This is a genomic window from Streptomyces sp. NPDC048196, assembly GCF_040652715.1.
Lineage (GTDB): Bacteria > Actinomycetota > Actinomycetes > Streptomycetales > Streptomycetaceae > Streptomyces > Streptomyces siderophoricus.
In genome coordinates, this window is sequence record NZ_JBEZMM010000059.1 from 1 (window position 1) to 21179 (window position 21179).

Annotated in this window: 23 protein-coding genes; 7 read left to right on the top strand and 16 right to left on the bottom strand. The window is 70.6% G+C overall.

All coding sequences use genetic code 11. The annotated features are described in order from the left end of the window. Nucleotides 1–362: 362 nt before the first annotated feature. Together AB0E02_RS34070 and AB0E02_RS34075 are read left to right on the top strand one after the other, a co-directional pair. A complete protein-coding gene (locus tag AB0E02_RS34070) occupies nucleotides 363–878 on the top strand; it encodes a VanZ family protein (protein ID WP_362146986.1) in 516 nt (171 codons plus the stop codon). 45 nt (nucleotides 879–923) lie between these two features. After that, nucleotides 924–1133: a PspC domain-containing protein gene (locus AB0E02_RS34075; protein WP_030416988.1), complete on the top strand. Its 210-nt coding sequence runs from the start codon at nucleotides 924–926 to the stop codon at nucleotides 1131–1133. 254 nt (nucleotides 1134–1387) lie between these two features. Here AB0E02_RS34075 and AB0E02_RS34080 read toward each other — a convergent pair whose 3' ends face one another. Both AB0E02_RS34080 and AB0E02_RS34085 read right to left on the bottom strand, forming a co-directional pair. After that, nucleotides 1388–1678, bottom strand: a complete 291-nt coding sequence (locus AB0E02_RS34080; protein WP_362146895.1) for a hypothetical protein — start codon at nucleotides 1676–1678, stop codon at nucleotides 1388–1390. 180 nt (nucleotides 1679–1858) lie between these two features. Continuing rightward, the gene (locus AB0E02_RS34085; protein WP_362146898.1) at nucleotides 1859–2983 is read right to left on the bottom strand and encodes an adenosine deaminase; all 1125 of its coding nucleotides are present in this window, start codon (nucleotides 2981–2983) and stop codon (nucleotides 1859–1861) included. Between the two features lie 103 nt (nucleotides 2984–3086). Between AB0E02_RS34085 and AB0E02_RS34090 the strand changes: the two genes are divergently transcribed. The 4 genes from AB0E02_RS34090 (at nucleotide 3087) to AB0E02_RS34105 (ending at nucleotide 8465) form a co-directional block, all read left to right on the top strand. Then, nucleotides 3087–3854, top strand: coding sequence for an alpha/beta hydrolase (locus tag AB0E02_RS34090; RefSeq protein ID WP_362146901.1), 768 nt, complete (start codon nucleotides 3087–3089; stop codon nucleotides 3852–3854). A gap of 82 nt (nucleotides 3855–3936) precedes the next feature. Beyond that, the gene (locus AB0E02_RS34095; RefSeq protein ID WP_362146904.1) at nucleotides 3937–6426 is read left to right on the top strand and encodes a hypothetical protein; all 2490 of its coding nucleotides are present in this window, start codon (nucleotides 3937–3939) and stop codon (nucleotides 6424–6426) included. Beyond that, entirely contained in the window at nucleotides 6423–7430 is a 1008-nt protein-coding gene (locus AB0E02_RS34100) for an aminoglycoside phosphotransferase family protein (protein WP_362146907.1), read from the top strand. The genes AB0E02_RS34095 and AB0E02_RS34100 overlap by 4 nt, the downstream gene beginning before the upstream one ends. A gap of 18 nt (nucleotides 7431–7448) precedes the next feature. Beyond that, a complete protein-coding gene (locus AB0E02_RS34105) occupies nucleotides 7449–8465 on the top strand; it encodes an aminoglycoside phosphotransferase family protein (protein WP_362146910.1) in 1017 nt (338 codons plus the stop codon). Between the two features lie 14 nt (nucleotides 8466–8479). Here AB0E02_RS34105 and AB0E02_RS34110 read toward each other — a convergent pair whose 3' ends face one another. Beyond that, nucleotides 8480–9565: a LysR substrate-binding domain-containing protein gene (locus AB0E02_RS34110; protein ID WP_362146913.1), complete on the bottom strand. Its 1086-nt coding sequence runs from the start codon at nucleotides 9563–9565 to the stop codon at nucleotides 8480–8482. A gap of 26 nt (nucleotides 9566–9591) precedes the next feature. Here AB0E02_RS34110 and AB0E02_RS34115 point away from each other — a divergent pair, with 26 nt between their 5' ends. Further along, nucleotides 9592–10911, top strand: coding sequence for an MFS transporter (locus tag AB0E02_RS34115; protein WP_362146916.1), 1320 nt, complete (start codon nucleotides 9592–9594; stop codon nucleotides 10909–10911). A gap of 132 nt (nucleotides 10912–11043) precedes the next feature. Here AB0E02_RS34115 and AB0E02_RS34120 read toward each other — a convergent pair whose 3' ends face one another. From AB0E02_RS34120 to AB0E02_RS34180, 13 genes are all read right to left on the bottom strand, one after another. Beyond that, entirely contained in the window at nucleotides 11044–11637 is a 594-nt protein-coding gene (locus AB0E02_RS34120; protein WP_362146920.1) for a Uma2 family endonuclease, read from the bottom strand. Nucleotides 11638–11734: 97 nt separating this feature from the next. Further along, nucleotides 11735–13012: a thymidine phosphorylase gene (locus AB0E02_RS34125; protein WP_362146923.1), complete on the bottom strand. Its 1278-nt coding sequence runs from the start codon at nucleotides 13010–13012 to the stop codon at nucleotides 11735–11737. A gap of 195 nt (nucleotides 13013–13207) precedes the next feature. Next, a complete protein-coding gene (locus AB0E02_RS34130) occupies nucleotides 13208–13513 on the bottom strand; it encodes a DUF6087 family protein (protein WP_362146926.1) in 306 nt (101 codons plus the stop codon). 73 nt (nucleotides 13514–13586) lie between these two features. Beyond that, on the bottom strand, nucleotides 13587–14753 hold the full coding sequence (gene tgmC, locus AB0E02_RS34135) for an ATP-grasp peptide maturase system methyltransferase (protein ID WP_362146929.1): 1167 nt from the start codon (nucleotides 14751–14753) through the stop codon (nucleotides 13587–13589). Next, nucleotides 14750–15718 carry an ATP-grasp ribosomal peptide maturase gene (gene tgmB / locus AB0E02_RS34140; protein WP_362146932.1) on the bottom strand — a complete coding sequence of 323 codons (969 nt, stop codon included), beginning with the start codon at nucleotides 15716–15718 and terminating at the stop codon, nucleotides 14750–14752. The genes tgmC and tgmB overlap by 4 nt, the downstream gene beginning before the upstream one ends. Beyond that, entirely contained in the window at nucleotides 15718–16002 is a 285-nt protein-coding gene (gene tgmA / locus AB0E02_RS34145; RefSeq protein ID WP_362146935.1) for a putative ATP-grasp-modified RiPP, read from the bottom strand. The genes tgmB and tgmA overlap by 1 nt, the downstream gene beginning before the upstream one ends. Nucleotides 16003–16135: 133 nt before the next feature. Beyond that, on the bottom strand, nucleotides 16136–16492 hold the full coding sequence (locus AB0E02_RS34150; RefSeq protein WP_362146989.1) for a hypothetical protein: 357 nt from the start codon (nucleotides 16490–16492) through the stop codon (nucleotides 16136–16138). Nucleotides 16493–16500: 8 nt separating this feature from the next. Continuing rightward, the gene (locus AB0E02_RS34155) at nucleotides 16501–16818 is read right to left on the bottom strand and encodes a hypothetical protein (RefSeq protein ID WP_362146938.1); all 318 of its coding nucleotides are present in this window, start codon (nucleotides 16816–16818) and stop codon (nucleotides 16501–16503) included. Nucleotides 16819–16917: 99 nt separating this feature from the next. Then, nucleotides 16918–17406: a recombinase family protein gene (locus tag AB0E02_RS34160; protein ID WP_362146941.1), complete on the bottom strand. Its 489-nt coding sequence runs from the start codon at nucleotides 17404–17406 to the stop codon at nucleotides 16918–16920. 94 nt (nucleotides 17407–17500) lie between these two features. Further along, nucleotides 17501–18703: a helix-turn-helix transcriptional regulator gene (locus AB0E02_RS34165; protein WP_362146944.1), complete on the bottom strand. Its 1203-nt coding sequence runs from the start codon at nucleotides 18701–18703 to the stop codon at nucleotides 17501–17503. Nucleotides 18704–18893: 190 nt separating this feature from the next. Then, the gene (gene cutA, locus AB0E02_RS34170; RefSeq protein ID WP_362146947.1) at nucleotides 18894–19217 is read right to left on the bottom strand and encodes a divalent-cation tolerance protein CutA; all 324 of its coding nucleotides are present in this window, start codon (nucleotides 19215–19217) and stop codon (nucleotides 18894–18896) included. Between the two features lie 223 nt (nucleotides 19218–19440). Next, nucleotides 19441–19836 carry a cytidine deaminase gene (locus AB0E02_RS34175; RefSeq protein ID WP_362146950.1) on the bottom strand — a complete coding sequence of 132 codons (396 nt, stop codon included), beginning with the start codon at nucleotides 19834–19836 and terminating at the stop codon, nucleotides 19441–19443. Further along, nucleotides 19833–21122, bottom strand: a complete 1290-nt coding sequence (locus tag AB0E02_RS34180; RefSeq protein ID WP_362146953.1) for an ABC transporter permease — start codon at nucleotides 21120–21122, stop codon at nucleotides 19833–19835. The genes AB0E02_RS34175 and AB0E02_RS34180 overlap by 4 nt, the downstream gene beginning before the upstream one ends. Nucleotides 21123–21179 lie beyond the last annotated feature (57 nt).

Sequence of the window (21179 nt, forward strand, 5' to 3'; positions counted from 1 at the left end):
GGCACCCGCTCACCACGTTCTTGGCGCGGGTCGCGGACGTCTTCGTCGCGATGGGTTCGGGGGTGGGGGGATGCAGCCCTTGCGCGCGCGGCCACCCCGGCGGGCCCGCCCGATCCCACCGCGCCCACTCCGCCCCACCGCCGCGGCGCCCCGCCGCCCCGCCGCCGGAGGCCACGCCGTACGCCTCACGAGGCCCCGCACGCCCCACGAGGCCCCCGCCGGCCCCGCCCCACAACGCCGTACGCCCCCACCGCCCGCCCCACGCCCCAAGACGGGTGCAATAGGGCGGAACCATGGCCACCGGTCCTGGCGTCCTGGGCTTTGTGCAGCGTCATGGCCACGGCACCGCCGCCTCCCCCCGTATGCGCGTCACCGGACTTCTTCTCCTTGTGGCGCATCTGCTGATCGTCGGTTGGCTCACGCTGCGTCCCCGGACCGTGCCCTGGGTTCCGGCGGCGAACCTCGAACCGCTGGCGACGATCCGGGCCGAGTTGGCGCGCGGGGCGTCGTGGGAGGCCGTGCAGCATCTGGGCGGCTCGGTGCTGCTGCTGGCGCCGCTGGGCGTGCTGCTGCCGCTCTCCGCCGGCCGCCTGAACGTTTCGCCGCTGGTCTCCTTCACCCGTACCGCCTTCGCCGGCGCGATGATCGCGCTGGCCATCGAACTGCTGCAGTCAGGGATCCCCGGACGGGTCCCCGATGTCGACTCGGTGCTGCTCAACACCCTGGGCGTGGCGGTGGTGCACCTGCTGGTCGTCCCTGGGGCCCGGTGCCGGCTCCGCCGGCGGTACGAGCGTCTCGGGGGTGCGACCCCGAAGATCTCCAGGGTCGGCCTCACACCACAGGCTGACGTGCTCTCGGGCGGCCGGACCTACCTTTGAGACATCGGGCAAACGCCCCACGTAGTCGCAAAGGAGTCCTCTCTCATGGCCGCCGCACTGGTCCGTCCCCGCAACAACCGAATGATCGCCGGAGTGTGCGCGGGCCTGGCCCGTCGCTTCGGTACGACGCCGGTCACGATGCGCGTGATCTTCCTGGTGTCGTGTCTGCTTCCCGGCCCGCAGTTCCTGGTCTACCTCGCGCTGTGGATACTCCTCCCCTCGGAGGAGAAGGCACACGGCGCCGCCGCCTGGTAGGCGCACCGCGCCTGGCGGGCCGCCCCCTGGTGACGCCACCGCACCGCATGCCCCACCGCACCGCTTGCCGCACCGCACCGCTTGCCGCACCGCACCGCTTGCCCCACCGTGCCGCGGGAGCCACCCCGCCGCGGGAGCCACCGCGCCGCGGGAGCCACCGCACCCGAAGCAAGCCGACGGCCCGTACGCCTGCGGAGGCGTACGGGCCGGGGACGGTGCGCCGCGCGCCCCTGAGGGCGGCGGGGGTGCGGGGCTCAGCCCAGCGGGAGGGCCTTGCCGACGGCGCCGGTGGGCAGCCCGCCGAGGAGCTTGTTGCCCTTGGAGTTCAGGTGCGTCTTGACGCCGTTGCTGCCCGGCTTGGCGTTGGTGCCGCCGTTGACGTTCTTGGTGGCCCCCGAGACGGTGTCGGTGGCGCTGTGCAGCAGACCGCCAGCGGTGTCGGCGGCACCGGCCACCGGGGCGGCGGAGGCGGCGCCCGCGGCGGTGACGGCAATCGCGGCACCGAGCGCGGCGGCACCGAGAGTCTTGATCGTTCCCTGCTTCATCGAATTACGTCCTCATTGATGGGGGCTTGACCGGCCCATCAACCTAGTGATGCGGCAACCGGCGTCGCAAACAGCCAGAAGGAAACAAAAAACGGCCGGTGGACATTCCACCGGCCGTTGCGCTATATGCTCGCGCCGTCCCCGTTACATACGGTCAGAAGCGCTGCTGGGAGCGGATGTTCAGCCCATCGGGCGGAAGAGCCACTCGGCCCGCAGTTCCGCGTAACCGGGCTTGATGACGTCATTGATCATCGCCAGACGTTCATCGAAAGGAATGAACGCTGATTTCATCGCATTGACTGTAAACCACTGCATGTCATCGAGCGTGTAGCGGAATGTCTTGACCAGGTGCTCGAATTCCCGGGACATGTTCGTACCGCTCATCAGCCGGTTGTCGGTGTTGACGGTGAGGCGGAACTGCAGCCGGCGCAGCAGCCCGATGGGGTGCTCGGCGTAGGAGGGGGCGGCGCCGGTCTGGAGGTTGGAGGTGGGGCACATCTCCAGCGGGATCCGCTTGTCGCGCACGTAGGAGGCGAGCCGGCCGAGCTTGACGGTGCCGTCGTCGGCGACCTCGATGTCGTCGATGATCCGGACGCCGTGGCCGAGGCGGTCGGCGCCGCACCACTGGAGCGCCTGCCAGATGGAGGGCAGCCCGAAGGCCTCCCCCGCGTGGATGGTGAAGTGGTTGTTCTCCCGCTTGAGGTACTCGAACGCGTCGAGGTGGCGGGTGGGCGGGAAGCCGGCCTCGGCGCCCGCGATGTCGAAGCCGACGACGCCGGAGTCGCGGTAGCGGTTGGCGAGTTCGGCGATCTCCAGGGCGCGGGCGGCGTGCCGCATGGCGGTCAGCAGGGCGCCGACGCGGATGCGGTGGCCGTTCTCGCGGGCCCGCCGCTCGCCCTCGCGGAAGCCCTCGTTGACGGCCTCGACGACCTCTTCGAGGGTCAGCCCCTGCTCCAGGTGCTGCTCGGGCGCGTAGCGGACCTCGGCGTAGACCACGCCGTCGGCGGCCAGGTCCTCGGCGCACTCGGCGGCCACCCGGGCCAGTGCGTCGCGAGTCTGCATGACGGCGCAGGTGTGCGCGAAGGTCTCCAGGTAGCGCTCCAGCGAGCCGGAGTCGGCGGCTTCGCGGAACCAGATGCCCAGCTTCTCGGCATCGGTCTCGGGCAGACCGGTGTATCCGGTCTCGCGGGCCAGGTCGACGACCGTGGCGGGGCGCAGGCCGCCGTCGAGGTGATCGTGCAGCAGCACCTTGGGGGCGCGGCGGATCTGTTCACTGCTCGGAAGGGTGGTGGTCTCGCTCGTCATTTCGGCACTGTAGCCCCTACGCGCGTAGATCTCACCGAACGATACGTAACAGTGACCCGTCCACAGGGTGGCGGGCCGGTCTCCTTCTGCCATCGTTCTGGTCATGGCTCAGCAAGCGCTGCCGGTGCGCGAGGCCCGGCTGGGAAAACCGCTGGGAGCGAACGGCAAGGAGGGGACCGTCAGCGGGGTCGCCCTGTTACTGCCGGGGGGCGGACCGACCGGGGTCCGCCGACCGTCGCCGGTGACCGCGCTCGCGGTACGCCCCCTCGCCCTCCGGCTGGCCCGGGCGGGACGCCCCGAAGGGCTGGCCACCCATGTGGTGCACTACCGCTGCCGCGGCTGGAACGGTTCCGCCGCCCACCCCGCGCGCGACGCCACCTGGGCCCTGGAAGAGGTGGTGCGCCGCTACGGCGACGTCCCGGTCTGCCTCGTCGGCACGGGCATGGGCGCCCGCGCCGCCCTGCACGCCGCCGGCCACCCCGCCGTCCACTCCGTACTGGCCATCGCACCGTGGCTGCCCGACCACCGCGCCACCGGCGAGCAGCCCGATCCGGTGAAGCAGCTCGTCGGCCGTCAGGTCCTGCTCGTGCACGGCACCAACGACGAGCGCCACGACCCCGACCTGTCCTACCGCTACGCCGAGCGCGCCAAGAAGATCAACCGCGACACCTGCCGCTTCGAGGTGCACTCCGACGGCCACTCCCTCCACCAGCACCGCGCCGAAGTCCTCGCACTGGCCACCGACTTCCTCCTCGGCTCCCTCTTCGCCCGCGACTACGCCCGCCCCGTCAGGGACGCCCTCGCCGCGCCCCCTCCCCTGGGCCTGCGCATGCCCCTGGCCACCGGCTTCGGAGCGTCGTTGCGGCACTGAGCGGTGCTCCAACCCGGGTGCCGGTGCGGTGCGTTGCGGGTAGCCTCCCTGGCGGCAGCACCAGCAACCGGGGGGATACGGCATGCCGATCGGGCCGCGCTACCGACGGGTTTCCGCACTGCAACGGCAGTTCTTCGACCGGGAATCGGTGCTGGCCGCGTACGAGTCGGCCCTGGGCCGGCTGCCCGCCGGACCGGACCCGCAGGTCTTCAACGTCGTGGGCATCGGAGGGATCGGAAAGTCCCGGCTGCTGCAGGAGCTGCGGAACCGGACCGGCCAGAGCTACCGTACGGCCCGCCTCGACCTGCAGGTCCCGGCGTTGCGGCAGCAGGAGGACGCACTGGCCGTGCTCCGTACCGAGTTCGGCGCGCAGGGCGTGAAGTTCGACCGCTTCGACATCGCGTACGCGGTCCTGTGGCAGCGGGTCCACCCTCAGCTGCGGATGGACCGTTCCAGTACGCCGTTCGCGGAGCAGAGCGACGTCCTGTCGAAGATCCTCGACGACGCCATGGGGTTCCCGGTGTTCGGTACGGCGGCGGGGCTGGTCCGGCTGACGGACCGGGCGCTGTCCAACCGGCAGCGCAAGCAGCGCATCAAGTCCGACCCCACGCTGCAGGACCTCGACAACCTCACCAACGCCGAGCTCGGCTATGCCGTTTCGTACCTGCTGGCCGAGGAGCTGCGGGAGGCGAGCGGCGACCGGCCCTATGTGCTCTATGTGGACGCCTACGAGGCGCTGGTCCCCACTCCGTTACCGGGTGGCAAGAGCTTCGGCGCCGATGCCTGGCTGCGTGATCTGCTGGGTCAGCTGCAGGGTGGACTGACCGTCGTGGCCAGCCGCGAGCCGCTGCAGTGGGCGGCGTACGACGAGGACTGGGCCTCGGTGATCCAGCACGTCCCGGTCGAGGGCCTGCCTATGGACGCCCGGCTCGATCTGCTGTCCGCCGCGGGCATCACCGAGGGCGGCCGGCAGCGGTCGATCGCCGAGGCCAGCGCCGGGGTGCCGTTCTATCTGCACCTCGCCATCGACACCTACCTGCAGAACCCCGCCCGGCTGGAGACGACGATCACCTCCGAGCACATCGTGCAGCGGTTCCTGCAGCACGTACCGCCGGACGAGGTGCGGATCCTCGAACTGCTCAGTGTGGCCCGCACCTTCGACTTCGGGGCCTTCCGCGCGCTCGGGCGGGCGTTCAACCTGCCGGCGCACCTGCTGACCTGGGAGTCGCTGACCGCCTATTCGTTCGCGTATCCGCTCGCCCAGGGCTGGTACCGGCTGCACCAGCTCATGGTGGCCGCTCTGCAGTCCCACCTCTCCCCCGCGGTGAAGCGGTCGGTCCACGACCGGCTGCGCGCCTACTGGGAGGACGTGGCCGACCGCCTCGAAAGCAGCCCCGACCGTGCCGGCGTCTCCCGTTCGTCACCCCTGCGCGAGGCCGTCTACCACGGTCTGCACGCGGAAGCGATCAGTGCGGAGCAGATCCACGAGTACGCCGACCGCGGGATGGCCATGGGCGGCCGGCAGGTGGTCGACGGCATCGTGAAGGACCTGCGGGACTATCTGGCGGCCCGGCCCGGAGGCGAGAGTTCCGTCCGGGAGGCCGCCGACTGCCTCGAAGCCGAGTCCCTGCTGTCGCTGGGCAACGCCCGGGCGGTGATCGAGCTCGCCCCCGAGGTGGACCGGCGGGCCGGCACCGCCGTCTCGGCGAGGCTCTCCCTCGCCGCCGCCAATGCCCGCAGGATCGCCGGTGAGAGCCGCACGGCCGCCCGTATCTTCCAGCAGGTCTGGGAGGAGCAGTCCGGGCCCGTGCGGGTCTCCGCGGGGTTCTGTCTGGCCGACATCAGGATGTGGCAGGGGGACTTCGCCGAGGCGTTCGACCTGGCCGAGGCCGTGTACGGGATGAGCCGGCCGGACAAACCCGTCGTCCGTGCCGATGTGAAGCGGCTGCTGCACCTCGGCCACCGGTTCCTCCTCTCCTTCGACGCGGCAGCGGACCTGCTGCAGGAGGCCGAGGCGGAATACCGGCGCGCCGAGGACCCCTTCGGCCTCGCGAACATCCGGACCAACCGCGCCGAGCTGCTGGCCTTCACCGATCCGGAGGCGGCCGTGGCGGAGGCCGCCGAGGCGCTGGCCGTCCAGCGGGAGCTGGGGGCCCAGCACGAGATCGGCAAGGCATACACCGCCATGGCGATGGCGCAGATCCGGCTCGGGCAGCCCGAGCGCGCCTCCTCGTCCTTCCTCAGCGCGTACGCGGCGCTCGACCGGGCCGGCTACCGCTCCGGGAGGGCGCGCGCCGACATGTACCGGGCCTTCCTGCTGCTGCAGCAAGGCGACCGGGGCGGGGCGCTGTCGACATGGCGCCGGGCGGTGGCCGAGTTCAAGGCGTGCGACGTCTATCCGTCCCTGGTCATGGCCATCCACCGGGCAGCCGTCCGGCTCGGCGAGGAGGACGGCGGGCTGGCCGACGCCGCGCTGTGCGCCCGGGCCGGCCTCCGGCCGCTGGGCACGCTGGACGCGCTGGAACACCGCACGGACGAGGTCCTGTCCCTGTTCCTCGGGGCAGCCGCATGAGCTGGCACGCGCTGTACGACGCGGCTCTCCGGAGCACCGACGCGGCGGCGGGCTACTACAACCGCAATGCCGCGCTGGACACCCCGGACGGCCGGGTCAACGTCCGCATCCCCCTCGCGGCCGCCGACGTGATGGACGTGCGGGTGTGGCGCGAGGAGGAGGTGCTGGCCGCCGTCCGCCCCTATGTGGACTACGCGCCGGAACTCCGCCATGTTTCCCACGCCCCGCGCTTCCAGGTCCAGAGCTTCATCGCGGGTGACATCCTCAACGACTTCTCCCCGCGCCAAAGTGCCGTACCGGACCATGTGATCGGCGATACGGTCGCGCTGATGGGGCAGCTGACGGCGATCCCCCTGGGGAAGATGCCGCCGCTTCCGGACGGCTGGCCCACGCCGGGGGACGCACCGGCCTTCGGGCAGCGCCTGGCGCAGCTGACGCGGACGATCCACGCGGACCACCTGCCGGCGTACGGCCGGGTCTTCGACCACTTCGGGTTCCCGACGGATCCGCTCGCCCCGGTCAGCGGGCGGTGGAGCGCCCTGACCCCGCGGCCGTTCGCCGTGCTCCACGCCGATCTGCACCGCAAGAACATGATCGTGACCGCCGGAACGACCTGGTTCATCGACTGGGAACTCGCCCTGTGGGGCGACCCCGTCTACGAAGTGGCCCTCCACCTCCACAAGATGGACTACCCGGACGACCAGCGCGAGGACCTGCTGCGCCACTGGCTCCGGGCCCTGCCGCCGGAGACCACCGCCGGCTGGCGGCGCGACCTTACGACGTACCTGTGGCACGAGCGGATCAAGTCGGCCATCGTGGACACGGTCCGGTACTCCAAGCAGCTGGCCGCTCCCGGAACGGATCCGGCCACCCGGGACGGCCTCATCGCCCGTCTGGCGAAGAAGGTGAATGCCGCCCGCCTGGTGTGGGGACATGTTCCCGACGTGACTCCGGCGCGGATCCGCTCCGGACTGCGCTACGGACCGACGCACCCAGGCCCCTGAAAGGGCGGTGGACAGCGGATGGACGCGATGGCCTTGTACCAGGAAGCGCGCGTACGGCAGGACGCGCTTTCCGGGTACTACAACAGCAATGTCCGCGTGGACTCGGCCGACGGGCCCGTGATGGTCCGCATCCCGGCAGGCGGGGCGCCGACGATGGACCTGACGATGTGGCCCGAGCACGCGGTCCTCGAAGCCATCCGCCCCTACGTCACCTCGGCACCGCAGCTGCTCCACGTAGAGGCGGACCCCCCGTTCCAGATCCACGAGTTCATCGCGGGGACCTGCCTCGACGAGGTCTGTCCGGCCGGCACCCCGCTGCCCGCCGGTGTGCTCTGCGACATCGGCACCCTGTTCTCCCAGTTGCTGCGCGTGCCCGCCGCCAAACTGCCCGGCGTGCCCGCCGACTGGCCCGCGGACGGCGACACCGCCGGCTTCGTGGCCCTCCTCCTGCGTCTGGTGCGGACCATCCGCGCCGACGGCGACGAGGCGACCGGGCAGCTCTACCGCGACCTGGGCGTCCCGGAAGACCCGTGTGCGCTCCTGGAACAACGGGCGGGAACGCTGCGGAGCCGGCCCTTCCGCCTCCTCCACGCGGACATCCACCGGCGCAACGTGATCACTCACCGGCATCGCACGGTCTTCCTCGACTGGGAGCTCGCGCTGTGGGGCGACCCGGTCTACGACCTGGCGGACCATCTGCACAAGATGTCCTACCTGCCCGCCGAGCAGGACCGGACGGTCGCCGCCTGGCAGCGGGTGGCACCCGCGGAGTGCCGGGTGGGATGGGAGGACGCGCTCGCCTTCTACCTGGCCTTCGAGCGCATGAAGTCCGCGGTGGTGGACACCGTCCGCTGGGCGCGACTGATCGCCGCCGCTCCCACGGCGGGCCAGCGCCGGGCCCGCGCGGGCGAACTCGCGGACAAACTCCGGGCCGCCCGGCCCTTCTGGCCGTCGGGCCCCCGCTCCGACAACTCCCCGGCCGACATCGAGCGCGCGGTGGGGCGCTGGGCCGGGCGCCGGGGACCGCAGGGCTAGGGCGGCGGTGCCCGTCACCGCGGTAGCAGGCGCCCCCGTCTGCTCAGCAGGAACTTCTTGAAGGCGGCGACCGGTGGGGTGTCGGGGTGGCCGTCCAGCCAGGCCACGCCGATCTCGCGGACCGCGCGCGGGGCGGTCACCGTCAGTTCGGCAACTCCCGGGCGCGGTACGGCCGGTGGCGGCAGCAGGGCCACGCCGAGGCCGGCCGCGACCAGTCCGCGGAGCGTCTCGGCCTCCTCGCCCTCGAACGCCACGCGCGGGGCGAAGCCCGCCTCGGCGCACAGCGCGTCGGTGATCCGGCGCAGCCCGTAGCCCGGTTCGAGGGTCACGAACAGCTCGCCGGCGGCCTCCGCGAGCCGGATGCGTTTGCGGGCGGCCAGCGGGTGGTCGTCCGGGACGACCAGCCGCAGCTTCTGCTCGTCGAGCCGGCGGGCGACCAGGTCCGGGTAGTCCGGCACCGGCGAGGTCAGGCACAGGTCGAGGTCGCCGGCGCGGAGCCGTTCGATCATCGCCTCGCCGTAGTTCTGCACGAGCTGGAAGCGGACGCGGGGGTGGTCGGCGCGGAAGCTGCGGATCAGCCCCGGTACGGTCTCCGGCCCGAGGGTGTGCAGGAACCCGAAGGCGACCTTGCCGGCGGCCGGGTCGACGTCGGCGCGTACCGACTCGGTGGCCCGCTCAAGGTCCGTGAGCGCCCGTTCGGCGGAGGCGAGGAAGGACCGGCCGGCCGGGGTGAGGGAGAGCGTACGGCCGTGCCGGGCGAAGAGCGCGACGCCGAGGTCGTCCTCCAGCCGGACGATGGCGCGGCTGAGGGTCGGCTGCGGCACGCCGAGCTCCTGCGCGGCCCGGGTGACGTGTTCGTGCCGGGCGACGGCGGTGAACTGGGCGAGCCGTGGGGCGAGCACCGCCGCCCACGACCCGACACCGAGCTCGGCCGCCTCGCCGGTCTCCGCGCCGGGTGCCCCGCCCCGGCCCGCTTCCGTTCCCCGGCTACGCCTCCCTGCCTCAACATCTTTTCTGTTGCGACCGTGCAACAGCGACCCCTCTGACCTCTGCTCATGCGCCACGGAATCGATTATGCCGTTTCCATGCATTGGACGCATGAACTGTCGGGTCCTACGGTCGAAGCATGCCTCCCGCTGATACCGGGGCGTCCGTCACCGACCGTGCGGCCGCCTCTCCCCAGTCGTCCACCAGCTCCTCTTCCTCCGCCGCCGCGCCCGACCCCGAAGCGGGCAAGCTGCGGCCGGGCGGCCCCGGTTACCGCCGGATGAGCTTCGCCCTCTTCGCCGCCGGAGTGGCCACCTTCGCCCTCCTGTATTCCACCCAGGCACTGCTGCCCGCCATCTCCGGCGACCTCGGCGTCTCCCCGGACCAGGCGAGCTGGACCGTTTCGGCGGCCACCTTCGGACTGGCCCTCGGCGTGATCCCGCTGAGCGCGGTGTCCGAACGCTTCGGGCGGCGCACGCTCATGACCGCGTCGCTCTCGGTGGCCTCGGTGATCGCCCTGCTGGTGCCGTTCGCGCCGTCGCTCGGCGTCCTGATCGCGCTGCGCGCCGTCCAGGGCGTGGCGCTGGCCGGTCTGCCGGCATCGGCGATGGCCTTCCTGGCCGAGGAGGTACGCGCCAAGGCGCTGGTGGCGGCCATCGGACTGTTCGTGGCCGGCAACAGCATCGGCGGGATGTCCGGCCGGATCGTGACCGGCTGGGTCGCCCAGGGCTGGGGCTGGCGGGCCGCGCTCGGCGCGGTGGGGCTGATGGCCGTGGTGTGCGCGGTGACGTTCCGGCTGCTGGTCCCCAAGGCCCGGCACTTCGCGCCCCGTTCGGTCGGCCCGCGGGCACTGGCCCGCACCCTCGGCGGCCACCTCGCCGACCCGCTCCTCCGTCGCCTGTACGCCATCGGCGCCCTGTTCATGACGGTCTTCGGCGCGGTCTACACGGTCATCGGCTACCGGCTGGTCGCCGAGCCGTTCAACCTCCCGCAGGGCGTCGTCGGTTCGGTCTTCGTGATCTACCTCGTCGGTACGGCCTCCTCGGCGGCGGCCGGCCAGCTGGTCGCCCGGGTGGGCCGCCGCGGCGCGCTCTACCTGGCCGTCGGCACCACCTCGACGGGCCTGCTGCTCACCCTCGCCGACTCGGTCGGCGCGGTGCTCGCCGGCCTGGTCCTGATCACCGCCGGTTTCTTCGCGGGCCACGCGGTCGCCTCGTCGTCGGTCAGCCGCACCGCCAAGACGGCCCGCGCCCAGGCGTCGGCCCTCTACCAGTGCGCGTACTACGTCGGCAGCAGCCTGGGCGGCGCGCTCGGCGCCGCCGCCTTCCACGCGGTCGGCTGGCAGGGCACCGTCCTCCTCGGCCTCGCCGCGATGCTCGGCGCCGCGTCGATCACCCTCTACGCCACCCGCAAGGCCGTAGCGGAAGGCCGCCTGCTCCACCTGGCCCGGGCGGCGTAACCCCACCGAGCAACTCCCGCGCGGCCGGGGCCCGTAGCCCCCGCCCGCCCCTCGACCGAAGGGCCCGTCCCGCCACCTGTCCTGGCGGGGCGGGTCCTTCGTCGTGCTGTCCCGGGGATCGGGCAGTCGTCGTCAGTCGACCGGGAAGACGCCGGTGTCCAGGGCGAGTTCGAAAGGTGCGGGAAGAGCCAGTTCGTCGCCGAATTTCACGGTCTGCAGCACCCGGTAGACGTCGCCCGCGGGCTCGCCGTACAGGGTGATGGTGGGCCCAGCGGGGGCGAACCGGTCGACGAGCAGATACAGCGGAACGCCGGCCCGGGCGTAGCCCGCCGCCTTCGCGATCCGGTCGTTGCTCGCATTGGACTTCGAGGTGACCTCGACGATCAGCTTGGCGGCGGATGCCGAGACGTACTCGCCGGTCTTGTCGAGCACGACATCGTCCGGAACCACGGCGAGGTCAGGGATATAGAGGCCCTTGCGCAGGGGAATGCCCGTCCCGAGTGTCTGGTAGATGTCCCAGTCCTCCGGGAGCACGGAGTACAGACGGCGCTGGACCTTCGCTGCGATGAAGTTGTGGCTGTTGTCGGGCGGCGGTGACACGGTGACGATCCCCTCGATGATCTCCACCTTCCAGCCCTCGCGTGCGTCCGCCTGTTCCCAGATGCGGACGAGGTCGTCCCACTCGGGGCCGTTGCCCGCGGCGTGGTCGACGGTGAGTGCGCTCATGGCGGTCTCCTCTATCGGTACGTCACCGATCCCAGCATGCCGAACGGGACCGGCGCCGGTCCACCGATCCCGTTCACCCATACGGGAAAACCGCAGGTCAGCCGATGCGTTCCAGGACCACCGGGCTCACCGTAAAGGTGGTGTCGGGGGCGCCGATCAGCACTCCGCCGTCCAGGGCCTCCAGGGCGTAGGGGAGCTTTTCGGGGGTGTCGGTGTGGAGGGTGAGGAGGGGCTGGCCGGCGGTGACGCGGTCGCCGGGCTTGGCGTGGAGTTCGATGCCGGCGGCGGCCTGGACCGGGTCCTCCTTGCGGGCGCGGCCGGCGCCGAGGCGCCAGGCGGCGAGGCCGACGGCGTAGGCGTCGAGGGTGGTGAGGGTGCCGGTGGCGGCGGCGGTGACGGTGTGCTGTTCGCGGGCGACCGGGAGCGGGGCGTCCGGGTCGCCGCCCTGGGCGGTGATCATGCGGCGCCAGTGGTCCATGGCGGAGCCGTCGGCGAGCGCCTTGGCCGGATCGGCGTCCGGCAGACCCGCCGCGTCGAGCATCTCGCGGGCGAGGGCGAGGGTGAGGTCGATGACGTCCTGCGGGCCGCCGCCGGCCAGCACCTCGACGGACTCGCGGACTTCGAGGGCGTTGCCGGCGGTGCGGCCGAGCGGGGTGGCCATGTCGGTGAGCAGGGCGACCGTCCGCACCCCATGGTCGGTTCCCAACTCGACCATGGTGGAGGCGAGTTCACGGGCGTCGTCGAGGTGCTTCATGAAGGCGCCGGAGCCGACCTTGACGTCCAGGACGAGGGAACCGGTGCCCTCGGCGATCTTCTTGGACATGATCGAGGAGGCGATCAGCGGGATGGACTCGACGGTGCCGGTGACGTCGCGCAGCGCGTAGAGCTTCTTGTCGGCGGGGGCCAGTCCGTCGCCGGCGGCACAGATCACGGAGCCGACATCGCGGAGCACGTCCAGCATCTCGGCGTTGCTGAGGTGGGCGCGCCACCCGGGAATGGACTCCAGCTTGTCCAGGGTGCCACCGGTGTGGCCGAGGCCGCGGCCGGAGAGCTGCGGTACGGCGGCACCACAGGCGGCGACGAGCGGGGCCAGCGGCAGGGTGATCTTGTCGCCGACGCCACCGGTGGAGTGCTTGTCGGCGGTGGGGCGGGGCAGCGAGGAGAAGTCCATCCGCTCACCGGACGCGATCATCGCGGCGGTCCACCGGGCGATCTCCTTGCGGTTCATACCGTTGAGGAAGATCGCCATCGCCAGGGACGACATCTGTTCGTGAGCGACCTCACCGCGGGTGTAGGCGTCGATGACCCAGTCGATCTGATCGGGGGTCAGCTCGCCGCGGTCGCGCTTGGTACGGATGACGGAGATGGCGTCCATGGACGGTTCCTTTCGAACGGGTAGGTCCGTTCTACACGCATAGACGCGGGGGTGGCCAGGGTGGGTGGGCGGAGATGCGGCGGGCCCTTGATCCGCTGGGGCGCAGGGCACTGCGCCCCAGGCTGATGTCGGCTACATCGTCCAGCGGTGGACCGTCCCGTCCGGTGCGGTGTAGGCCACGCGGCATGACGATCCCTAGCGCTCCGACCTTGGCGCCTGGGGCTTACGGTGCTTGCCGGTGCCTGCGCCGAGCCTGGGCGCCGGCCCCGGGGCCGGGGACTCGATGACCTCGGGGTACAGGATCTGTCTCGCCTCGGCGAGGTTGGACGCGAAGCCGTGGGGTTCCCAGGAGTATCCGTTCCATCGCTGGATGGCACGGGGTACATCTGGGTTCAGATGCGCGCCTTTGGGGCCGTCACCGGTGACGAGGGGAATCGCGCGGAGCCGTCCGACCTTCGCGTAACGGCGCTCCGCCCATTCCGACAACGGTTCGTCGTTCATCTCGCATCCTTACGGTCCGGCGGCTGCTCCTCAGGAGGGTAGGGGCCGCCGGGGTTGATCGCTTCGCGCTCCTTCATGCGAGGCGGTGGTGCCAGCGCAGCGACGGGCTGTCCTCGATCCCATATGTGTGGGCCTTGTTGTCGATCTGGAGCTGTACGGCGGTGATGTCGGGGCTTCCCGTGTCCTGCCATGCCGTGAGGGCCTGCTCGATGTCGTCCCACAGGGCCACCGGGCCGCCCTGGCGGACGGTCCAGCCATCGCCCTCAGATGTGAATTGTGCGAAGGACTCGCGCTCTGGGTCGACGAGGTACAGGAGCTCTGGTCCCTCGCGCGTCGAGGCGCGAACCAGGTGTGCGCCGGGCGCGGCAAGCTGGGCGAGGAAGGCGGGCATCCACTCCTCCAGCATGACCGGCGCTACCTTCGTCGCGCGCTCGCTGTCGGGGAAGGCCGTGCGTGCGGACAGGTCGCCGGCCGGCGGGACCACGGCTTGCGCCCGAGCCTGCATGAACGAGGAGCGGCCGATGATCCGACCCTCGGCGGTCCCGTCTTCGCCCACGGTCACCTTTGCCAGACCCGTGCCGTAGGGCCAGGAGCCAATGGTCGCGAGGATGATGCCGCCCGGCTTCGTCTGCCGGATCCAGGCGTGGGGGATGCGGCGTACGGCACAGGTGGCAATCACCCGGTCATACGGGGCGCGGCGAGGATGCCCCAGGAGCCCGTCCCCCGTCACGGTCCATGTCGAGAAACCGGCTGCTTCCAGCGCGGCGTCCGCGCGGGCCGCCACGTCGGGGTCCACCTCGACCGTGGTGACGTTGTCTTCGCCGAGGCGGTGGCACATCAGGGCCGAGGAGTAACCGATGCCGGTGCCGATCTCCAGCACCTGGTGCCCGTCTTCCACATCCAGGCTCTCGATCATGCCGACCACGGTGACGGGCGTGGTGGACGAGGACGTGGGCACACCTGTCACGAGGTCAGTGGCCTGGTCGGCGGTGAGGTGACCATCGAGCTGAGTGGTCAGGGACTGGTCGCTGTAGGCGGTCTCCGCCCACTCCGCCGGGTCGGCTCCCGCCGCTGTGACCGGTCGCCAGCGGCCACCGTCCACGGGCAGGAAGACCCCGGGGTTCAAGAACAGCTCACGCGGTACGGCCTCGACCGCCGCCCGCCATTGGGGGGTCGTAAGGACACCGGCCTTCTCCAGCCTGTCGGCAAGGGCACGTCGCTCGGATGCGGGTTCAGTCATGGGGCGGGCTCTCCTCGGGTCAGCAGGTCGGCGAATGTGGCGGACATTTCCAGGCCGGTCTTCTCTTCCAGCCACCCCCATTGGCCGTTCGGATTCAGCTCCAACCACCAGTAGTCACCCGCCCGGTCAACGGCGAGGTCGAAGCTCCCGGACACCAGCCCGAAGCGGTCCAGGTAGGCACAGAGCGCCTTCTCCACGTGATCAGGCAGGTCTACCACGCTGTAGGAGAGGGCGGAGTAGTCCTTGCGCCAGTCCAGGAGGTCAGAGTCGATCCGCACGGGGAACGCCCGCCCGCCGACCACCAGCACTCGCACGTCGGCAACCTTGTCCACGCGGGCCTGGAACAGGTGCGGTGTCACGCGCACGCTGTCATCGATCTCCGCGGCGGTGACCGGGTCTGCCCACCCTGTGACCGGAACTCCGCCTCGCTTGTACGAGGTCCACCGCAGTGTCTTGTAGATCACCTGACCGTGCGCGGCGATGAACTCCCGTGCTTCTTCGGGGTCATTGGTCACAAGGGTCGACGGCACTGTGAGGCCAAGCCGCTGTGCGACAGCGAGTTGAGCAGGCTTGTAGTCGGCCGCTGCATTACGAAGGGGATGATTGACCCATAGTGGGCCTTCGAGGGCGTAAAGGGTACCGCCGAGCCCATGGCGAACCTGCGCGGCGGCGAACCGCGCATCGTCGTCGCTCAAGTACGGGAAGTCGGGCCAGACGGGGCGGCGCCAGTACACCGCTCGCACGCGATCCAGGTCGACGGTTCTCGACAGGGTACGCACCTGCCCGGCCACCGGGGCCGGGCAGGTGCCGAACCGAGCCGAGACCGTCAGGCATCCGCCGATGTCGGCGGGGTTGAACCTGACCACCGGCACCTTTCGCCGGTTGAGTTGCGTGATCACCATGTCGGCGGTGACATCGTCCGTCTCGGTGGCCACCAGTACCGGCCTCTCCTCGGTCGCAAGCATCAGTCCTGCTGGCTGTCCTGGTCGTGGCCCTGGTCGTTCTGCGAGTCCGAGTTCGTGGTCGTGGAGGTCTCGGTGCCGGAGCTGGTGCCGTGCTTTCCCATCTCGACCACCTGACCGGCGTGGTCGCGGAACACGCCGAGTTGCGTGGCAGGGTCGACGGTGACCGTGGCGTGCGAACGGCACAACGTGGCCGGATACGGCGCGAGTCGGCCGGCCCCCCAGGGGCGGGTGCTGATGAGGTACGTAGCGGATGTGGCGCTCTCGATCTCAGCGGTCGCGGCCATGCCGCGCCCCCTTTCTCTCGTCGGTCCCGGCCCGGCCGGGCGCGGGAGTTGCCCGTCCGTCGCCACGGATCGGGCTCCCACCGGTTGGGCTGTCGGCCGTGAGGGCGACGCCGCTCCGGCGGGCGAGTGTGCATCAGACGAACGTGTCTGCAGGAAGCCGCGACTCGCCGCCATCGCCGCCGCCCGGAGCGGCATCACCGTCGGGTTCGTCACCGTCCGGGGCGGGCAGCCGCGCGCCTCTGCTCTCCGCCACCCGGTGCACATCGGCCAGGGATGCGGTCAACACGCATGCCAGTAGATGGACTTCATCAGGGGCCCAGGTCCGTCCGGCGAGGAGGGGGCGGGCTTCCTCGATCAGTTCAGCGGCCGTGCTGAGCTGCGCCGCCTCCACGTTGTCGGCCAGGCGGGACACGTATCCGTTCCCGTTGCCTGCCAGGTAGCACGGCTTCCCGTCCGGGCTGGACCACGGCAGCAGCCGCGCATTGTCCATGGGGTTGATCACGCTGTCGCCCCCACGGCGTGCATCACGTACGGCCCGACGTCGATGCCTCGTGGGGCCAGCCACAGCACCTGTCGCCGCTGGTGCTGCGAGCGGCGCTGGTTCAGCTCTGCGGGCGTGAGCAGATACGGGCGCACCAGGGCCGAGTCCTCGCCACGCAGCAGTCCAGGCTGCCGGACGGGCCTGCGGTGCGGGGCGAGCGTCGGCGCGTCCGCGCACCGCGCCTCCGGCAGCGCGCGGTCCGTCCGGTGGCGACCCCGCGCCGGAAGCAGCAGCCGCAGCAGCCGGACCAAGAACCTCGTTGTAGCGTGAGTCATGTTGTCAACTCCTTGGTAGTTGATGGCCATGCCCCCGGACCGTTCGCCCGGTCGCGGGGGTCCTGCAGTTGGCCTGGCCGGGTTTCCGGAGGGGCGCCGTCAGCCTCGCTCGACGCTGCACCGACCACGTGGCGAGTCCTTGACGTGCAGGAAGCCGCCGGCCTTCTCGACTTCGCGAGCGAACTGGTCGTACTCCTGCACAGCGGGGGAGATCATCGATCGCCACGCGGTGACGACTGCGCCGGCCTGGCCGGACTTGATGAGGTCGATCGCCTGCCTGAGCCCGTCGCGGCCTTCGGGCGCCAGCGATCCCTCGCGGTCCTCGATCACGGCCGTGATCTCCCAGCAGAACGCCTCGGCGTACTCGGCGCACTCCTTACGAAGCTCCGCGATGTTCGCGTGCGGGACCCTGCACAGGTAGATCACACAGCGGAACCGCTCGATCTTCGCGGCCTCGGCCGGTAACTCGATCGCGCCGGGGCTCATGCCCGACGCCGCGTCCGCAAGGGCCTGTCGCCGTCTCACGTCGCCCTCGGTTCGGCGGACAGTCGTCGGCGCCTGCCTGTTTCCGTGCTCGATGCTGACCATGCATCGATCGTGCCCGCGTGATCACTCTTGGTGAAGAGATGGGTCGTAGGACCGGGCGAGAAGGCCCGGCCCCGACTCGTACGCTCCGTAGGACCTACGCGATCAGCGGCACACCGATCAGTTCGCTGATGTTCCGCACGCGTGCGGTGGAGACCTTGGCGAGACGCTTCCCAATGACGCCGGGCAACACTTGGTGCTTGACCCACTCCGGGGCGTCGAGCGCCACCTCGGTGAGGGTGTCGGCGGCTCGGTCGTACAGCTTCGCCTCGCACTGGGCCAGGGCGACGTCGAGCTTGTAGCGGTTGCGGGCGAGCTTAGGCATGGAGCACGGCAGTTCGGTGTGAGCAGCGAGCTGCAGTGCCCTTCCGTAGTTGCCGAGCGCCACAGCGATTCCCACCGCTTCGGTGTTCGCGGCGGTAGGACCGAAATGCGTGCCGTACAAGGCCTCGTCATGACCGAGCCGAGCCGCTGCCGCATGTGCCTGTGCCAAATAGTCATCCGCGAAAGCGGCATCTCCTCGACGTGAGGACGCTACCGCCGCAGAGGTCATCAACCTGCCGAAAGCGAGTAGTTGGGGACGGGACGCTCTGCTGAACGACGGCTCGATTTGCAAGGCCGCGCGCTCCGCAACAGCAACTGCTCGGGAAACCTTCGCACTCCGCAGATGAATCCATGACAGCGTCGATTCCAGAAGCGCTGCCAGCACGTCGTCACCGGAGTCCTTCGCCAGTCGGCGCGCTGATGTAATCGCGCTGAGCGCAAGATCACGATGCCCGAGCAGGATCGCGGCCGAGGACGCGAACTGGTAGGTGTTGGCGAGGAGCGAGCCCAGTTGCTCACGCTCGTACCCCGTCGCCTGCCCGTACCGGACGCCCCCTTCGAGCAACACCTTGGCGATGAGCTCGCTGAACACCCCGTAATCGCCCCGCCAGTAGGCGGCACACACACGATCGTGAGCAGTCGACAGTTCGACGAACGAGCTTGGCCTTTCGATACCGTTCCAGTCCCCGAGGGCGCTGTCGTGTACTGCGTCGGAAAGTCGCCGCAGAGCGGCCCGGGTGTCCCGGCTCGCTCCCCGCCGCGGTGCCTGTTGGCCGAGGATCACCGCAACGTCGGTCCTGAGCGCGTTCGCCAGTCTGAGCAGCGAGCCGACAGACAGTTCGCCGCGATCCTGCTCAGCCTTCTGCACCAGGGCGAGCGAGACGCCTGCCGCATCGGCGAGCCCCTGCTGGGTGAGATCGGAGCCCCGTAGGTGCTTGATGCGCTTACCGGTCGTAAGGTCGGCCCAGTTGCTCACGATCACCTCGGTGGGTTGCTCAGGCTCAGTGGCTGTACCCCGATGGTAGGTCCCGCTATCGAAGTGCCAAGGGTGAACGGAGCAGTCGGCGGCTCGGCTGGCCCCGGCCGTGATACGCAGCGTTGAGACACTGCTCTCACCGCGAACGGCCCGCAGTGGCCGAGGCCCTGGAACTGGTATGGACCTGAGGTCAGTCCGGTGCGGTGGTCGTCTCGAGCCAGTGCAGATACGCATCCGTCCCGGCAACGACGGGAACTGCGGAGACTTCCGGGTTCTGCCAGGGGTGGTGCTTGAGCAGATGCGCCTGGACCTCGTCGTACCGGTCGGCGCGAATCTTGAGGACGAGCTGCCATTCCTCGCCTGAGCCGAACTCTCCCTGGTGCCAGAACACGGACCCGACAGGCCCGACGATCTGCGCCCCGGCTGCGAGCCGTGCGAGGACTACCGACTGCGCCAGCTTCACAGCCGCTTCGCGGTTCTCCGTTGCGGTGGATACCTGAAGAAGGTCAGTCATGGGGCGACAGTAGTGGCGAACCGGCAGACCTGGGTCGCTTCGGGGGTGGGTGGCGGGGGTGGGTGGCGGGGGTGGGTGGCGGGGGTGGGTGGCGGGGGCCATGCCCTAAGCGGGCGATGGCACCCCTTAGGGCCGTACAGCAAGGACCCGCCCGAGCTCGAGCCCGCCACCCCTCAGGTGGCCCACCCCTCAGACGGTCCGCCCCTCAGCCCCCGCCCCTCCCTCAGCCCCCCAAATGCCCCGCCCCAAAAGCCTCAGGAAGCAGGTAAGAGAGCGGATGGATTCCGGAAGGGGTGTCCACCAGGAGGTCCGGGCCGCCGTGTTCGTGGAGGAGTTGGCGGCAGCGGCCGCAGGGGACCAGTAGGTTGCCCGCGCCGTCCACGCAGGTGAAGGCGGTCAGGCGGCCGCCGCCGGTGGCGAAGAGGGCGGAGATGAGGCCGCATTCGGCGCACAGGGCGAGGCCGTAGGAGGCGTTCTCGACGTTGCAGCCGGTGACCGTGCGGCCGTCGTCCACGAGGGCGGCGGCCCCGACGGGGTAGCCGGAGTACGGGGCGTAGGCCCGGGACATCGCGTCCCGGGCCTGCGCACGCAGTGACTCCCAGTCGGGAGTGGTGCTCACTTGCCTTGGCCTCTCCGGTAGATCTTGCCGATGGCCTTCGGTGGCCGCAGTCGTTGCGAGGCCAGCGAGAGCACCAGCAGCGTGGCGATGTACGGGGCGACCCCGACGATCTCCAGCGGGACCGTGTCGGTGGTGGTGTACCAGACGGTGAGCAGCGCGGCGGCGACCAGGCTGATCACGGCCTGGGGGCGCTGCCCGGCGCGCATCTTCCACACCGCCAGGCCGACCAGCAGCACGGCGAGCAGGAGCAGCAGCGCGTGGACGGTGGGGCCGCCGCCGCGCAGCTGGAGCGCGTCCATGAAGCCGAACAGGCCGGCGCCCATGGCGACGCCGCCCGGCCGCCAGTTGCCGAAGATCATGGTGGCGAGGCCGATGTAGCCGCGGCCGCCGGTCTGGCCGTCCTGGTAGATGTGCACGTAGATCGCCAGGAACGCGCCGCCGAGGCCGGCCAGCGCGCCGGAGACGATCACCGCCGCGTACTTGTAGCGGTAGACGTTGACGCCCAGCGACTCGGCCGCGATCGGGCCCTCGCCGCAGGAGCGCAGCCGCAGGCCGAAGGAGGAACGCCACAGGACGAAGAAGCTGAGCCCGAAGACGACGGCGGTCAGCAGGGTCAGCCAGGAGACGTTGGTGACCAGGGAGCCGAGGATGCCGGCCACGTCGGAGACCAGGAACCAGTGGTGCTGCTCGATGGAGTAGAGCCAGTCGGACAGACCGGGGACGGTGAACGTCGGCATGTCGGGCATCGGTGGCGACTGCTTGTCGTTGCCGCCGGCGGCCGCCGCCGCGCTGCCGTCCGCGCCGAACCACAGCTTGGCGAGGAACTGGGTCAGGCCGAGCGCCATGATGTTGATGGCGACGCCGGAGATGATGTGGTCGACGCCGAAGGTGACGGTGACGACGGCGTGCAGCAGTCCGCCGAGCGCGCCGCCGACGATGCCGGCGGCCGCCGCGGCCCAGGGGCCGTGCTGCCAGCCGACCGCGCCCGCGGAGAAGGCGCCGAGCATCATCATGCCTTCGAGGCCGATGTTGATGACGCCGGAGCGCTCGGCCCACAGACCGCCGAGGCCGGCCAGGCCGATCGGCACGGCGGCGTTGAGCGCGGCGGTGTACTGGCCGGATTCGGTCAGGTTGTTGGCGCCGGTGATCACCCGCAGCAGGGACAGCAGGATCAGGCTGCCCGAGATGATCAGCAGGACCTTGGGGTAGCTGAGCTTGGCCCGGGGGGCCTTGGGCTTGTGGTGGTGGGGGCTCTGGTCGACCGGAGCCGTGAGGTTCGTGCTCATGCCGAGACCTCGCTTCGCTCGGCCGCGCATTCGCACGGCGCGCACCCCTGGATGGCT